Origin of the sequence: Pseudomonas sp. Irchel s3h9 (assembly GCF_900187475.1) — a bacterium.
GTDB classification, from domain to species: Bacteria; Pseudomonadota; Gammaproteobacteria; order Pseudomonadales; family Pseudomonadaceae; genus Aquipseudomonas; species Aquipseudomonas neuropathica.
In genome coordinates, this window is sequence record NZ_FYDH01000006.1 from 153036 (window position 1) to 168671 (window position 15636).

15 protein-coding genes are annotated in these 15636 nt (G+C 60.7%); 7 read left to right on the top strand and 8 right to left on the bottom strand.

Annotated elements, in window-relative coordinates:
* Nucleotides 1-32 precede the first annotated feature (32 nt).
* The 3 genes from CKW26_RS12095 to CKW26_RS12105 form a co-directional block, all read right to left on the bottom strand.
* The gene (locus CKW26_RS12095) at nt 33-638 is read right to left on the bottom strand and encodes a PolC-type DNA polymerase III (RefSeq protein ID WP_077574644.1); all 606 of its coding nucleotides are present in this window, start codon (nt 636-638) and stop codon (nt 33-35) included.
* Between the two features lie 41 nt (nt 639-679).
* Nucleotides 680-1159, bottom strand: a complete 480-nt coding sequence (locus tag CKW26_RS12100) for an NYN domain-containing protein (protein WP_007949802.1) — start codon at nt 1157-1159, stop codon at nt 680-682.
* Between the two features lie 138 nt (nt 1160-1297).
* Nucleotides 1298-2053, bottom strand: coding sequence for a DUF2076 domain-containing protein (locus tag CKW26_RS12105; protein WP_095048843.1), 756 nt, complete (start codon nt 2051-2053; stop codon nt 1298-1300).
* A gap of 178 nt (nt 2054-2231) precedes the next feature.
* Here CKW26_RS12105 and CKW26_RS12110 point away from each other — a divergent pair, with 178 nt between their 5' ends.
* The 3 genes from CKW26_RS12110 to CKW26_RS12120 all read left to right on the top strand — a co-directional run bounded on the left by CKW26_RS12110 (nt 2232) and on the right by CKW26_RS12120 (nt 5033).
* Nucleotides 2232-2906 carry a YciC family protein gene (locus tag CKW26_RS12110; protein WP_095048753.1) on the top strand — a complete coding sequence of 225 codons (675 nt, stop codon included), beginning with the start codon at nt 2232-2234 and terminating at the stop codon, nt 2904-2906.
* A 75-nt stretch (nt 2907-2981) separates the two neighbouring features.
* Nucleotides 2982-4061 carry an endonuclease/exonuclease/phosphatase family protein gene (locus tag CKW26_RS12115; RefSeq protein WP_095048754.1) on the top strand — a complete coding sequence of 360 codons (1080 nt, stop codon included), beginning with the start codon at nt 2982-2984 and terminating at the stop codon, nt 4059-4061.
* A gap of 51 nt (nt 4062-4112) precedes the next feature.
* Nucleotides 4113-5033 (top strand): hypothetical protein, encoded by a 921-nt coding sequence (locus tag CKW26_RS12120; RefSeq protein WP_095048755.1) that lies wholly within the window; start codon nt 4113-4115, stop codon nt 5031-5033.
* A gap of 67 nt (nt 5034-5100) precedes the next feature.
* On the opposite strand, the gene hrpB is transcribed toward CKW26_RS12120, so the two are convergent.
* A complete protein-coding gene (hrpB, locus tag CKW26_RS12125; protein WP_095048756.1) occupies nt 5101-7620 on the bottom strand; it encodes an ATP-dependent helicase HrpB in 2520 nt (839 codons plus the stop codon).
* A 110-nt stretch (nt 7621-7730) separates the two neighbouring features.
* Between hrpB and CKW26_RS12130 the strand changes: the two genes are divergently transcribed.
* The gene (locus CKW26_RS12130; protein WP_016986146.1) at nt 7731-8150 is read left to right on the top strand and encodes a hypothetical protein; all 420 of its coding nucleotides are present in this window, start codon (nt 7731-7733) and stop codon (nt 8148-8150) included.
* Nucleotides 8151-8162: 12 nt separating this feature from the next.
* Nucleotides 8163-9071 carry a cation diffusion facilitator family transporter gene (locus CKW26_RS12135; RefSeq protein WP_095048757.1) on the top strand — a complete coding sequence of 303 codons (909 nt, stop codon included), beginning with the start codon at nt 8163-8165 and terminating at the stop codon, nt 9069-9071.
* Here the strand turns inward: CKW26_RS12135 and CKW26_RS12140 are convergent.
* A complete protein-coding gene (locus tag CKW26_RS12140) occupies nt 9065-10117 on the bottom strand; it encodes a DUF6515 family protein (protein WP_095048758.1) in 1053 nt (350 codons plus the stop codon). The two genes, CKW26_RS12135 and CKW26_RS12140, sit on opposite strands and share 7 nt — an antisense overlap.
* Nucleotides 10118-10567: 450 nt before the next feature.
* Here CKW26_RS12140 and CKW26_RS12145 point away from each other — a divergent pair, with 450 nt between their 5' ends.
* A complete protein-coding gene (locus CKW26_RS12145; RefSeq protein WP_008081091.1) occupies nt 10568-11047 on the top strand; it encodes an Lrp/AsnC family transcriptional regulator in 480 nt (159 codons plus the stop codon).
* Between the two features lie 280 nt (nt 11048-11327).
* Nucleotides 11328-11537: a DUF2788 domain-containing protein gene (locus CKW26_RS12150; RefSeq protein WP_007909655.1), complete on the top strand. Its 210-nt coding sequence runs from the start codon at nt 11328-11330 to the stop codon at nt 11535-11537.
* On the opposite strand, the gene CKW26_RS12155 is transcribed toward CKW26_RS12150, so the two are convergent.
* The 3 genes from CKW26_RS12155 to CKW26_RS12165 form a co-directional block, all read right to left on the bottom strand.
* The gene (locus tag CKW26_RS12155) at nt 11532-12167 is read right to left on the bottom strand and encodes a pseudouridine synthase (RefSeq protein WP_095048759.1); all 636 of its coding nucleotides are present in this window, start codon (nt 12165-12167) and stop codon (nt 11532-11534) included. The two genes, CKW26_RS12150 and CKW26_RS12155, sit on opposite strands and share 6 nt — an antisense overlap.
* A 72-nt stretch (nt 12168-12239) precedes the next feature.
* Nucleotides 12240-13739 carry an AMP nucleosidase gene (amn, locus tag CKW26_RS12160; protein ID WP_016986142.1) on the bottom strand — a complete coding sequence of 500 codons (1500 nt, stop codon included), beginning with the start codon at nt 13737-13739 and terminating at the stop codon, nt 12240-12242.
* 182 nt (nt 13740-13921) lie between these two features.
* Nucleotides 13922-15571 carry an acyl-CoA dehydrogenase family protein gene (locus tag CKW26_RS12165; protein WP_095048760.1) on the bottom strand — a complete coding sequence of 550 codons (1650 nt, stop codon included), beginning with the start codon at nt 15569-15571 and terminating at the stop codon, nt 13922-13924.
* Between the last annotated feature and the right edge of the window lie 65 nt (nt 15572-15636).

The window sequence follows — 15636 nt, forward strand, 5'->3', positions numbered from 1 at the left end:
CGCAGAGCGTAGGAACGATCGGTCTGTGGGGATCAGCGGTAGCGTTGGAGGTGTTCGCTGACTTTCGCAGCCGGGACTTTCTGCAACTTGCACAGCAGGTCGTGCGATAGCTCGCTTACACCGTGCTTATGCCGCAACTCATCCGCCAGATGCGCCATCAGATTCGCCGCCATCTCGGCATCGGCCATGGCCCGGTGAGCCTGGCCGGTATGCGGCAGGCGCGCGAACGTGGTGAGCGTGCCGAGCTTGTGATTTGGTGCCGCAGGCATCAAGCGCCGTGCCAGCAGCAGCGAGCAGGCAAAGTTCTGCAATCGCGTGCGTTTGATCCGCCCCAGTTCAAAGTCCCAGAACTTCTGGTCGAACGAGGCGTTGTGCGCGACCAGCGGCGTGCAACCGACAAACTCATTGACCTCGTTCATCACCTGCTCGGCCGAGGGCGCGGTGCGCAACATGGCGTTGCTGATGCCGGTCAGTTGTTCGATGAACGCAGGGACCCGCACGCCGGCGTTCATCAGGCTCTGGTAACGCTCGACGATGCGGCCGTTTTCCAGCATGACCACAGCGATTTCCGTGGCGCGGCAGTTGCTGTTCGGCGACAGGCCAGTGGTTTCAAAGTCGATGACTGCAATGCGTTCCAAACCGGGTTCAACTCCGTACAAATCAATTCTTCAGTAACAGCTCAATTCTTCAACAACAGTGCGCCTTCGATCGGCACATAACGGCTGGCGGCGCGGATCAGCGAGTTGGCGGTCAGACCCGGCACGCCGTAGGCGACCGCTTGCACGCCGTGTTTGCTGATGATGCGTTCGAGCAGCATGTCGAAATCGCCGTCACCGGAAGCCAGGACGATTTCGTCGACGTGGTCGGCGGCGTCCATGATGTCGAGGGTGATGCCCACGTCCCAGTCGCCCTTGGCCGAGCCGTCGCTGCGCTGGATGTAGGGTTTGAGCTTCACGGTGAAACCGAGGTTGCGCAGGATCTGCTGGAACTGTTGCTGCTTGCTGTCGCCACGGTCGATCGCATAGGCGTAGGCCTCGACGATCTGCCCGTCCTTGCTGATGTCGGCCCACAATGCGGCATAGTTGAAGTGACAACCATAAGCCTGACGCACGGTGTAGTAGAGGTTCTGCACATCGGCGAACACTGCGATTTTTTTCACCGGAGTTCCTGTGGGCGCGCAAGCGCACGAAGCGGGATCAGGCGCCAGGCCCGAAAAAGGCGCTCAGTATGCCAGCCATCAGGAGGGTTCCGCGAATAATCGGCCCGGAGCCCTCAGGGGCTCCGGACGAATGGTGAATCAGACGAAGGAATCGTCGTCATCAAAGAAGGAAGAATTGTCGTTGCCGTAGTCGGTGTCGGTGAAGCCGCCCTGGTCGTTGCCAGAGAAGCCGTTATCGGCCACACGCTGGTCATCGCCCCAACCGTTGTTGCTCTGGTCGGCAACCTGCGCCGGTTCTTCCTTGATCACTTCAACGATTTCTTCCGGCTGCTGGTTATGATGGAACAGGCTGCTGATGCCCTGCGCGAGCATCACGCCACCGGCCACACCGGCGGCGGTTTTCAAGGCGCCGCCGAGGAAGCTGCTGCCGGCTGCCGGAGCGGCTTGTTGCGCATAGTTAGGCGTTGGCGCGCCGAAGTTCTGTTGGCGTGCAGACGCTCCGTAATTCTGCTGCGGTGCCGGTTCGCGCCAGCCGCCAGTCGAGGCCGGCGCGCTCTGAGTCGGCGCCGGACGCGGGCTGCCACCAAAAATGCTCGACAGGAAACCACCGCCGCCGCTCGGCGCCGGTGCGGCACTCTGCGCCTTGGCCGACTGCAACTCCGCCTGCAAACGCTGGACTTGCTGAGTCAGTTGTTTGTTCTGCTCGTCGAGGCTCTTGAGCGCAGCCTCTTGCACCAGAATCGCCTGGGTCATGAAATAACCTGCCGCCGGCTGGCGGGTCAGGTGTTCCTTGATCCGCGTTTCAGCCTGGGCGTCGCGCGGGGCTGCCTCCGTTTCGGCCTGTTGCAGCCGCGAAAACAGTCCATCGATCAGGGTTTGCTCTTCGCTGTTCATGGCGACCTCGTAGATTGCCGGGGATAACATTGCCCTCGTCCACGTTGGCCGAGGTGCTCTCCTGTAATGGAGACGGTGACAAAACGTTTCAATGACCTTTACCGAATGTTTACGTTTGTGTCGCGCCAGCCATCATCGGTTAAAGTGAGCCACTGTTTTCGACCTGCGATACCGACTGATGAATGCCCTCGAAGTGCTGCGCGACTCTCTGTATTTTTTCAAACGCCATTTGGGCAGCATCGTGCGGTTGTGCCTGCCGCTGGTGATTTTCGAAGCATTCCTGCAACAAGTGGTCGATCACGCCAGCGGGCCGGATAACATCTCGGCGATCAGCATCATCGTTGGTCTGTTGGTGTATCCGCTGTACACCGCCGCACTGATCCTCTTTCTCGATGCGCGCAGCCGTGGCGAGGCGCCGCGCAACCGCGATCTGCTGGCGATGGCCGCCACTCTGTGGCCGCGTTTCGCGTTGCTCACGGCGCTCAATACCTTGCTGATTCTGCTGGGCCTGTCGCTGTACTTCCTGCCGGGCCTGATGCTGATGGTGATGCTCGCGTTCGGCGAATACCTGCTGGTACTGCGCGGTATGGGACCATTGCAGGCGATGAAGGAAAGCCTGCGCCTGACCCGCGGGCATTTCTGGCGGATCCTGCTGTGCATTCTCTGCGTGATGACGCCGCTGTGGTTGCTCAAAGGCGCGACACTGGCGGTGTACCCCGAGCCGCAGAATCCTGTGATCGCCATTCTGATCGACAGCGCTCACAGCTTCCTGCAACTGTTCACCAGTGTGGTGTTGTTCCGCCTGTTCATGCTGATCAGCGAATTACCTGACAAACGTGACAGAGCCATCTGACAGCACTGCGCTTGGGCTTCGAGACGACCGTCAGGTATGCTCGGGGCCACTTTCTGTAACGCTATAAGCCGAGCCATGACCCGTCTACTGCGCTACACCCTGTTGTTTGTCGTGCTCGCCATCGCCCTGATCGGCGGGCTGCTGTTCAGCCTGACCTGGCGCCCCGACGCCCGCGAAACCGTGCCGGTCAGTTGCACCGCCACAACACCGACGCTGGTGCCCGGGCAGGCGCTGAAAGTCATGACCTGGAACGTGCAATACCTGGCCGGCAAACGCTACGTGTTCTGGAATGATCTGGCTCAGGGCGATGATGAAGCGCCGACGCTGGAAGACATGGCCTTCAGCCTCGACGAAGTGGCGCGGGTGATCCGCGACGAGCAGCCCGATCTGGTGCTGTTGCAGGAGCTCGATGACGGCGCCAAGGCCAGCGACTATCAGAACCAGCTCAAGCTGTTGCAGGAACGGGTCGCCGACCTGTATCCGTGCAGTGTCAGTGCGTTCGACTGGAAGGCCGAATTCGTTCCCGACCCGCACATTTACGGCAGCGTCGGCCGGCAACTGGCGACCCTGAGTCGCTACCGCATCGAACACGCCGAACGCCTGCAATTGCCGGTCGCTGCCGCCAACTTCATCAACCGCCAGTTCCAGCCGAAAGACGCCCTGCTCGCGACCAAACTGCCCCTGAGTGACGGCGGGCAACTGACCGTATTCAACACCCACCTTGAACGCTCCAGCCAACCGGGTGACACCGCGCAAGCACAATTGACCGCCGTAGCCAAAGTGCTCGACAAGTATGAGAGCCAAGGCCTGCCGTGGCTGATCGGCGGCGATTTCAATCTGTTGCCGCTGGGCCAGTACCGCCGCCTGCCTGCCGAACAGCGCACGCCCTACTCCGCCGACAGCGAATTGCATCTGCTGTGGGACAAGTACCCGATGATCCCGACCAACAACGAAGCCAGCGGCATCGACCGTGCGCGCTGGCTGACCCACTACCCCAACGATCCCGGCCTGAATGGCCCGGATCGCACGGTCGACTATCTGTTTTACAGCCCGAAGATCAAGCGGGTCGAAGCAAGGGTGCGCCAGGACGACACGTTGCGCATCTCCGATCACCTGCCGGTGATTGCGCGCTTCCTGCTGCCGGCGGCGCCATAGGCAGGGCCGAGGATCATCGCCCCGTCGCCCGAATTGACGATATGGAATCCCATGAAAATCTTATTGGTGTGCAAGGACATTGGTGGTTACGCGCGCAAACTGGCGGACTACCTGATGATCGACAATGACGTGTGTTTCATCGATACGTCATCGATGCAGAACAGCTTTGATCAAGCGCCGAAGATCTTGCGCCGCCCGCTGAAACGCTGGGCGCAGTTACGCCAGTTCAATAAAGCCATTGCTGCGTGCGGGAGATTTGATGTCGCGCTCATCATCAACCCGGCCCAGATCGATACGAAACAGTTGGCCGCCGGACTCAACGTCTCGGACCACAAGATCGCCTACCTCTACGACAGTTTCAGTCGCTGGCCGATGACCCGCGAAGAACTGGCCGGTTATAACGAGGTGTTTTCCTTCGATCCGCAGAATGCCGAAAGCTACGGCCTGAAGAAACTCCACAACTTCATTTACGACGACTACGTCGCCGACGGCGAGCCCGGTGAATACTCGGCGTTTGTGGTGATGGCGGGTAAGGATCGGGTGCCGGCACTTACCGGTCTCGCGCGGGCGTTCGATTGCCTCGGGGTGACCGATTACAAGTTTCTGGTTCAGAGCAAACCGATCCCGGGCGCGCATCCGGGCATCACTTTTTTCGAACAGAGAATGTCGCTGGAATCCGTGGGTGAGTTGGTCAAGCGCTCACGGATTATTCTGGACATTGCCAAACCCGGTCAGGCCGGTTTGAGCTTCCGTTTCTTCGAAGCCATGGCCTCACGGAAAAAAGTCATCACCACCAACAAGAGCGTGGTCGACTATGACTTTTACAACCCGGCGAACATTCTGGTGATCGATGAGGCCAACCCGGTGATTCCGGAACGGTTCATTACTGATCCGTATGTCGATGTGCCTAAGCACATCTACCAGAAGTACACCTTGCAGGGGTGGGTCAAAACGGTCTTTTCGCGTTCATGAAATGACATCGCAGGCAGCCCCTCCACGAAACCCTGTGGGAGCTGCGCGGGCTGCGATTTTTTACTCTTCAGGTGCCGCGTGGTTTGGCCCGTGCAGTCGCCTCGGCCACCAGCGGATCATCCGGCCAATAATGTTTCGGATAGCGGCCCTTCAAATCCTTCTTCACCTCGGCATAGGTGCTGCGCCAGAAGTTGGCCAGATCCTGCGTCACCTGCACCGGTCGCCTTGCTGGCGACAACAGATGCAACTTGACCACCTGGCGCCCGCCGGCAATCCGCGGCGTATCCGCCAGCCCGAACAACTCCTGCAAACGCACCGCGAGAATCGGCGGAAACTCGCTGTAGTCCAGACGAATCGACGACCCCGACGGCACACTCAGATGATGTGGCGCCAGCTCATCAAGCTTCTGCGGTAGCGGCCACGGCAGCAAGTTACGCACAATGCTCGACAGATCCAGATTAGCAAAATGGCTGAGCCGCGAGACCTTGCCCAGATACGGCATCAGCCAGTCTTCAAGGGTATCGAGCAACGTCGCATCACTGACATCCGGCCACTGACTGTCGTCCTGATTGTGCAATTCCAACTGCCGCAACAACGCCACACGTGCCTGCCACTGGCGCAGTTCCGGCGTCCACGGCAGCAGTTCCAGACCTTTGCGTCGCACCAGATTGACCAGCGCCTGACTGCGCGCATTTTCATCAAGACTGGTCAACGGCTCACGGCTGAGAATCAGCTCGCCGACCTTGCGCTGGCGCTCGGCGCGCAATACGCCTTCGCGTTCGTCCCAGTCGAGTTGATCAACGTTGCGCACCTGTTCGGCGAGCACCGAATCGAACAGCGCCGGATCGAAATCCGCCGCCAGATAAATCCGCTCCTCGCGCTGGCCCTGACGGCTGCCGAGGTCGGCAATGACGATCCACGGCTCTTTCATCAGGCTATCGGCTTCGGCGAACAGCGCCGCGCGACCGTTGGCCAGACGATATTCGGCGCCACCGGCACGCCGCTGTTGCGCGACGCGATCCGGGTAGGCCAGCGCCAGCAAGGCACCGAGCCAGCGCGGATGATCGGGATCGCTGACCGGCTCGCTCGCCTTGCCGCGCAGATAACCGCGATATTGCCGCACCAGTTGCCGGGCGCGCTGCACACCACCGTGCGCACCGCGAGCGGCGCGTTCTTCGCCGGATAGCAGAACCAAGCGACTGTGCAAATCTGCCCCGGCACCGCGCAAGAAATCGCGCTCGCCCAGCAGCGCGGCGACATCGCAGGCCATGTTCGCCAGCCCCAGCGCCTGACCGCGCAGGAGCAAATGCCCGATGCGCGGATGCGCCGGCAACTCAGCCATGGCCTGACCGTGAGAAGTCAGCGCCTCACCTTCCAGCGCGCCGAGCCGCTGCAACAACTCCTGCGCCTGGGCATAAGCGGCCGCCGGCGGAACATCCAGCCAGACCAGTTCGCCCGGCGTCACACCCCAGCGCCCCAGTTGCAACGCAAGACTGGCGAGATCCGCCGAAAGAATTTCCGCACTGCCATACGCGGCCATTTGCTCGTGTTGATCCTGCGACCACAAGCGATAACAAACGCCCGGTTCCAGACGCCCCGCCCGGCCGGCGCGCTGCGTAGCACTGGCCTTGGAAATGCGCTGGGTATCGAGGCGGGTCATGCCGCTGCCGGGATCGAAACGCGGCACCCGCGCCAGCCCGGCATCAATCACCACGCGCACGCCGTCGATGGTCAAACTGGTCTCGGCAATGTTGGTCGCCAGCACCACTTTGCGCTGGCCGGTCGGCGCCGGGTCGATGGCGGCACGCTGGGCGTTGAGGTCCAGTTCGCCGTGCAATGGGCACAGCAAAACATCGCTGCGCTCTCCGATCGCGTCGGCCAGTTGTTGATGGACGCGACGGATTTCCGCCTGTCCCGGCAGGAATACCAACAGGCTGCCGGTTTCATCGTGCAGTGCTTCGAGCACGGTTTGCGTAACGCGTTGATCGATGTATTCGCCGGGCTGATACGGCCGGCCCCAGCGCATCGTCACCGGGTACATGCGGCCTTCGCTGCGCAGTATCGGCGCGTCATCCAGCAACCCGGCCAGACGCTCGCCTTCCAGCGTGGCCGACATCAGCAAAATCTTCAGCGGCTGTTCAGCCCGGAACAGCTCGCGACCGTTCAGACTTAAGGCCAGCGCCAGATCGGCGTCGAGGCTGCGTTCGTGAAACTCGTCAAAGATCAGCAGGCCCACGCCTTCCAGCGCCGGATCATCCTGCAAACGGCGGGTGAGAATGCCTTCGGTGACCACTTCGATACGCGTATTGGGGCCGACTTTGCTGTCGAGACGGATGCGATATCCGACGGTTTCCCCGACCTTCTCGCCCAACTCGCTGGCCAAACGCTCCGCTGCTGCACGCGCAGCGAGACGCCGTGGTTCAAGCATCAGAATGGTTTGCCCGGCCAGCCACGCTTCATTGAGCAGGGCCAAGGGCACGCGGGTGGTTTTACCGGCGCCCGGCGGTGCTTCGAGCACGGCTTCGTGGCGTGTCGCGAGGGCTTCACGCAGGGCGGGTAAAACGTCATCGATTGGCAAAGAAATCATGCTGGCTCCAAAACAGAGGCGCGAGTATAACGGCGAACTGCTAGGCGTTCGTCAGGGTCTTAACTTCACACGACTACGCTTCGTTCTTAGATGAATCAGGAGATTTCCCCATGCGCTTACCTTTTCGCCTGATCGGCGGTGTACTGGTCGCTACCCTGCTCACGCAAATTACCGCGTGCGGTTCGATTTTCTACCCGGACCGGCGCGGGCAGATCGACGGCAAGATCGACCCGGCGATTGCCGTGCTCGACGCCGTGGGCCTGCTGTTCTACATCATCCCCGGCCTGATCGCGTTTGCCGTCGACTTCGCCACCGGTGCGATCTATTTCGAACCGGGCCACACTGCGCAGATCGATCCGGCCAAACTCAAGCAAGCCATCGGCCCGGACGGCCAGGTCGATAATCACAAGTTGCAGGCTATTCTCGAAAGCGAGTTGGGCCGAGATTTCCCACTGGATGATCCGCGCCTGATTCAACACAAGGGCAGCACTCAACAACTGGCGATGTTCGGCCTGCAACCCGCCGCTTAAAAAGGACGTTCAATGACATCCAGCCCCGAACACGCCCGCCTGCTCAGGCTGGCAACCCGCGCTTCGGTAGCGGTGGCGTGCACGCTGATCATCGCCAAAGCCATCGCCTGGTGGCTCAGCGGCTCGGTGAGCATGCTCGCCGGCCTTACCGACTCGGCGCTGGATGGCATCGCTTCGCTGCTCAATCTGCTGGCCGTGCATTACGCGCTGCGCCCGGCCGATGACGATCATCGTTATGGTCACGGCAAGGCGGAGTCGCTGGCGGGGATGGCGCAGGCGCTGTTCATTGGCGGCAGCGCGGTATTGATCGCGTTTCAAGCCTATGAACGCATCCAGCATCCGGAACCGCTTGGCGCACCGTGGATCAGCATTGGCGTGATCATTTTCTCATTGCTACTGACGGTGGCCTTGCTGGTGCTGCAGCATCGAGTGATCAAGCAGACCGGTTCCAACGCCGTGCGTGCCGACTCACTGCATTACCGATCCGACCTGTTACTCAACGGCAGTATTCTGGTGGCGCTGGTGTTGGCCGGGTTCGGCTGGCATCAACTGGATGCCTGGTTCGGACTCGGCATTGCCGCCTATATCCTGTGGAGTGCGATCCAGATCGCCCGGGAAAGTTTTTCGGTGCTAATGGATGAAGAACTGCCAACCCACGTCAGTCAGCACATGCTCGAATTGGCCTGCAGCGTGCCGGGGGTGTTGGGCGCGCATGACTTGCGCACGCGGATCTCCGGCAACCACTGGTTTGTGCAGTTGCACCTGGAATTGCCGGGGGAATTGACCCTGTCAGTGGCCCACGGCATCAGCGACCAAGCCGCCGATGCCATTCACAAAGCCTACCCGCGAGCCGAAGTGCTGGTGCACGCCGACCCGCAGGAAGTGGTGAAGTCAGAACGGGCGCAAACCCGGCTTCAGTAACTGACCTGATAACCGCGACCGCTCAGGCAATTACCCTGCGCCTGACGGTACGCCTGCACCACTTCGGGTGCCGGTTGATACGTCGCGGTGCGCGGGTCGAAACCGCTTTGCTGCACGGCGTACTGATAGCACTGGTATCCGTCCTGCTGCACCTGCTCCGGCGACTGGCCGTTGGCCGGATAGGCTTCGACGTCATAACCTTGGGATTGCGGCTGCGGTTGTGGCTGAACCGGCGGCTCGACGACTATATAATCCTGGGTCGCCTCCTGATACGCGTAGTAGGCACCGGCGGCGAGGAACAATAGCGAACCACCGATCCACACTTCACGGGCGTAATCGGGCAAATACTGAATGCGAATCCCGCGTGGCGGCTGCACGACGATGTAGCGCGGGCCTTGTGGGCGATACCAGTAGCCTGCGGAGTAGAAGTAATCCTGACCGCGATACGGCACGCGGTAGTCACGATCCGGGAAACGGTCGATCACATGCCCCGGTCGATATTGCGGACCAGGCCCCCAGCCATTGCCATGACCATCCGGACGGCCCGGCCAGCGATTGTCATTGGGCCGGTTACCGGTCTGCCATTGCTGATTGTGATAACCGTTTTGCGGGCGCTCGTCGCGGTAGTAACCCTGACGCGGTTCCTGGGTCTGGCGCACGGTATCGGGCCGTGGCTGGATCGGCAGGCTATTGGCCGGCAGTTGTGGCGGTGGTGGCGGCTGGCGCACCGGGTTGGGGTTATACGCCGGACGATTCTGGTCGTGGTTTTGCCACTGACCATTGTTGTTGCCGTTGTGCTCGAACTGGCGGCTGTTGTCGCCACGAATGATCTCGTTGTTCTGCGGGCGCGGCTGATTCTGCTGTGGCTGATTATTCTGCGGACGCGGCTGATTGTTGCCGCCATGGCCCTGATTATTGCCCTGATGGTCCTGGCCATGGCCACCGCCCTCCGGCCCGCGATTCTGCGGTTCATCGGCAAGCGCTTGCGCACTGACACTCACACACAGCAAACCAACACCGGCCAGACGCCAGATGCGCGAATTCATGCTTTTTCTCACTGCGGGGCCTGTAAATGTAAGAGGGCTTGTCACTAAGACCGGGAATACACACACCGGGTTCTGCAACAGGTTATCAGTCACGCAACTTATTTATTGAGCGTCCGGCATGAAATCGCAGGCAAGAAAAAAGGGAGACCCGTCGGCCTCCCTTTAGAGAACTTCGTCCTGGCTCGACGCTTTTGACGTCGGCTCACCTCACGCCGTCTTCTGGACAGTGTGCAGCTCGGGGGCCGGCACAACCCCGGTGGGGGTGGCGGCCGCGGCAGGCCGGATAGGGCGGGCCGCATGGACTGTGTTACCGAGCAGTGATTCTGGTGATAAGAATAGGCCTGAGACGGCGACAGAGGATTGCGAAGATTGCTGAAATAAACACCACTTGCGCAATTTTTAACCCTGGATAGATAATCTTCCGCAATAGTTACAACCAAGGACAGATTGATGAGCAAACTCGACCGTTACGACCTGAGTATTTTGGCGGAATTGCAGCGCGACGCCCGCATCTCCAACCAGGAGCTGGCCGAGCGCATCGGTCTGTCGCCCTCCCCTTGCTCGCGCCGGGTCAAGCAACTGGAAGACGACGGGTATATTTCGCGTCAGGTGGCATTGCTCGATCGCAAAATGCTTGGGTTGAGCCTGACGGCGTATGTGCTGATCGGCATGGACCGACACACGCCAGAGCGATTCGAGAACTTCGAAGCGGCGATTCGCACGTTGCCGCAGGTGTTGGAGTGCAGTCTGGTGACGGGGGTGGATGCAGATTACCAGTTGAAGGTGGTGGTGCCGGATATGGATCACTATCAGAAGCTATTGCTGGGACACCTGACCCGGATTGAAGGGGTGACCAGCGTTCGTTCAAGCTTCGTACTGAATCAGGTGCTCAACAGCACAGAACTGCCCTTGACCCACCTGCGCAACTGATCAAAAGCCCCTCACCCCAGCCCTCTCCCAAAGGGAGAGGGGGCCGACCGAGAGATGCTGAAGAAGTACGCCGACCTGAGCGTTCTGCTGTGAATCCTTAATCGACTCGATCTTTCAGGTCGATGTATGACGCCAGACACCTCGGTCAGTCCCCTCTCCCTCTGGGAGAGGGCTAGGGTGAGGGCAACAGTTCCGGATCAGACCCAGATCAATGTCACCCCACACACCTTGGCGTATACTCGCCGCGCCCTTTTAGCCCCATGCGCGTCGGAGAAACCCAATGGATCCAGCCTTATTAGAAGAGTGGATGATGACCGGTCTGGTCAGCATCCTGATCATTTTCATGGGTTTCATCGTCTGGGATCTGGCGAAGAAGTCCAAAGCCGGGCGCTTTGGCTCGTTCATTCTGTTCTTCGTACTGGGCCTGGGCGTGGCCGCGTTCATCATCAAGAGTGTGGTGATCGGCCTGATCGAGTCCGGCGCTCTATAAGCGCGGCGGCACTTCCTTCCACTGGCCCTGATCGAGTCCGTCGATCGTCCAGTCACCAATCTTCATCCGCACCAACCGCAATGTCGGCAGGCCTACCGCCGCCGTCATGCGCCGTACCTGACGGTTGCGCCCTTCGCGAATCACCAGTTCCAGCCATGACGTCGGTATGGTCGCGCGAAAACGCACCGGCGGATTGCGCGGCCACAACTCAGGCTCATCCAGCTGCCGCGCTTCGGCGGGCAAGGTCATGCCGTCATTCAGTTCAACGCCATCGCGCAAGCGCTGCAATTGCTCAGCCGTCGGCACGCCTTCGACCTGCACCCAATAGGTCTTCGCCAGTTTGTGTTTCGGATCGGCGATACGCGCCTGCAACTGCCCGTCGTTGGTCAGCAGCAACAAGCCTTCGCTGTCGCGATCCAGGCGTCCGGCCGGATAAATGCCGGGCACATCGATGAAATCCTTGAGCGTCGCCCGCCCTTCACCGTCGCTGAATTGCGTCAGCACATCGAACGGTTTGTTGAACAGGATCAGTTTCGGCTCGGCCGGGGGCGCCTTGGCAACACGGCGCGGCGCGGACGACTGAGGCTTCGCGCCGGGGCGGCGGGAAGGTGGACGCGGGGGACGAGACATAAGAGAGCAGACATTTAGCGATCAGGGCTGACAATGCTAGTGCCCCGACCGCCAAATGACCACGACTAAGCGTTAACGGAACGGCGGCTCGTCGAAGCTGCGCAATTTGCGCGAGTGCAACGAGTTGAGTTCAGTGCGCAGCAGGTCCACCGCTTCAATGCCGATCTTCAAGTGCTGGCTGACCGCGCGTTCATAGAAGGCATTGGCCGAACCCGGCAGTTTGATTTCACTGTGCAGCGGTTTATCTGAAACGCAGAGCAACGTGCCGTATGGGACCCGCAGGCGATAACCCTGCGCTGCAATCGTGCCGCTTTCCATGTCCACGGCCACGGCGCGGGACAGGTTGATCAACGGTCGTTCCTGCGCCCAGCGCAATTCCCAGTTACGATCGTCATAGGTCAGCACGGTGCCGGTGCGCAGGCGTTTTTTCAGATCATCGCCCTTCTCGCCAGTGACATTGGCGGCAGCCTGTTGCAACGCCATTTGCACTTCTGCCAGGGCCGGGATCGGGATGTTCGGCGGTACCACACGGTCGAGAATGCCGTCGCGACGCATGTAAGCGTGGGCCAGCACATAGTCGCCGATGGTCTGCGACTGACGCAGGCCGCCGCAGTGGCCGATCATCAGCCAGCAATGCGGACGCAGCACCGCCAAGTGGTCGGTGATGTTCTTGGCGTTGGACGGGCCGACGCCGATGTTGACCAGCGTCACGCCGTGGCCATCGCTGGCGATCAGGTGATAGGCCGGCATCTGGTAACGGTGCCAGACCACACCGGCCGCAATCGCCGACGCTTCGCCGTGATCCATGCCCTTCTCGATGATCACGTTGCCCGGCAACACCATGCGCACGAAACGCGGGTCGCGGCGCAACTGTTCCAGACCATGGACGATGAACTGGTCGACATAGCGGTGATAGTTGGTCAGTAGAATCCACGGCTGCACATGCCGCCAGTCGCTGCCCGTGTAGTGCACCAGACGGCGCAGGGAGAAATCCACGCGCGCGGCGTCGAACAAGGCCAGCGGCAGCGGATCGGTGTTTTCCCAGTCGTAAAGACCGTCGGCGATGCCATCGGTAGCGGCAGACAAGTCGGTGCTCGGGAACACCCGCGCCAGCACGGCAGCGGTGACGCCAGAGCCGGCGAGTTCATCGCCCTGCTCGACCACGTACGGATACGGAATGTTTTGCTGGCTGACGCCGACTTCCACAGTCACGGTGAAGTCGTGCATCAACGGCACCAACTGTTCGAGCAGGTATTTGCGGAACGCCGCCGGGTGGGTGACGGTGACGCTATAGGTGCCCGGCAGTTGCACCTTGGCATAAGCGCGGGTGGTCTGCGGCACTTCGCCCTGGCAATGATAGGTCAGACGCAGTTCGGGATAACGAAACAGAGCACGCTGCGCAGCGTCGGGTTCGACGCGATCCTTGAGGTAACGCTTGAGCGCCGAGTTCAGCGCAGTGGTGGCCCGCTCATGCAGCTCGGCCAGACGGTCCACGGCTTGTTCGGCGGTTTGAACGACAATAAACGCTTCGGTCACGATCAGCTTCCTGTGTTCTGACTTGCAGAGCTTCATCTTGCCTGCATCGTGGCGTCACGGGAACAGTGGCGTTGTGGGTGTACCCAAATCTTTAAATCAATGAAGATCCCCTGTGGGAGCGAGCCTGCTCGCGAATGCGGTGGGTCATTCAATAAAGATGTCGACTGATACACCGCTTTCGCGAGCAGGCTCGCTCCCACAAGGGGATTTTTGCTTGATTAGAAACCTTGTGGGGTTGAGCGGGCGACGATGGCTTCGACGTCTAGCCCACGCGGCAAGGCGCCGTAAACCCGGCCGCCACCGCTCAGGCGGCTGGCGATGAAGGCATCGCTGACCGTTGAATTTCCGGCCTCCAATAAAAGCCTGGCCTGTAAACCGAGCGCGATGTCTTCGGTCAGTTGCCGCGCGCGATACTGAATATCACTGGTGTCCTTGAACTGCGCCTGCAACTGCTGAATATGCGCGGCCAGGCGCTTGTCACCGTGCCCGTCGCCCAATTCGCTGAACAACACATCAAGCACACCCGGCTCTTTCGACAACGCCCGCAGTACGTCCAGACATTGCACATTCCCCGAACCTTCCCACGTCGAGTTCACCGGCGCCTCGCGGTACAGACGCGGCAGGATGCTGTCCTCGACATACCCGGCGCCGCCCATGCATTCCGCCGCTTCGTTGATCATCCCCGGCGCACGCTTGCAGATCCAATACTTGCCCACCGCCGTCACCAGCCGCGCAAATTGCGCTTCGTGGCGATCATCCAGATGATCCAGCGCCTTGCCCATGCGCAAACTCAGGGCCAGCGCGGCTTCGCTTTCCAAGGCCAGATCAGCCAGGACGTTTTGCATCAACGGCTGTTCGCTGAGCAGTTTGCCGCCGACCTTGCGGTGTGCGCAGTGGTGGCTGGCCTGGGTCAGCGCCTGACGCATCAACGCGCTGGAACCGACCATGCAGTCGAACCGAGTCATAGCGACCATCTCGATAATAGTCGGCACGCCGCGCCCCTCCTCACCAACCATCCACGCCAGCGCGCCACGGAACTCCACTTCGCTGGAGGCGTTGGACTGGTTACCGAGTTTGTTTTTCAGGCGCTGGATGTAGAACTGATTACGCGTGTCGTCCGGGCGATGCCGTGGCAGCAGGAAACAACTCAAACCCTTGTCGGTCTGCGCCAAGGTCAGAAACGCATCGCACATCGGCGCCGAGCAGAACCACTTGTGCCCGACCAGTTCATAAGCCTGACCCGGGCCACTGGCGCCGACCGGGTAAGCCTTTGTGGTATTGGCGCGCACGTCGGTGCCACCCTGTTTCTCGGTCATGGCCATGCCGATGGTCACGCCGGCCTTGTGCGCCATGCCGACGTTGCGTGGGTCGTATTCGGTGGCGAGGACTTTCGGTAGCCACTGCTCAGCGATGTTCGCCTGCAAACGCAGGGCCGGCACACTGGTGAAGGTCATGGTCAACGGGCAACCGCTGCCGGCTTCTGCCTGGCTGTGCAGATAGGTCATCGAGGCGCGCGCGACATGCGCGCCGTCCTGTGGATGGGTCCATGGCAGCGACGTCAGGCCATGCTCGATCGCCGTGCCCATCAGTTCGTGATAGGCCGGATGAAATTCCACCAGATCGATGCGATGACCGTAGCGGTCATGGCTGGCGAACGTTGGTTTGTTCTGGTTGGCGAGGAACCCGGCTTCCATCAACGGCCCACCAGCGAGTGCACCGTAGGCATCGATCCGCGACTCCGCCCACCCGGCACCAAAGCGCCGCGACCACTCCTGCAACGGCAGGTCGATGCGGTACAGGTTAGTGCCGTCCAGCGACGGTGGCTGGTTGGTGACTTCGTGAGTTTCGGCGAACTGATGCAGGTTCATGACGGGCTCCTTCGGGCAACCAAGGAACCCAGTTAAGCACCGCTCCGCAACCGGTCAAAGTGTCA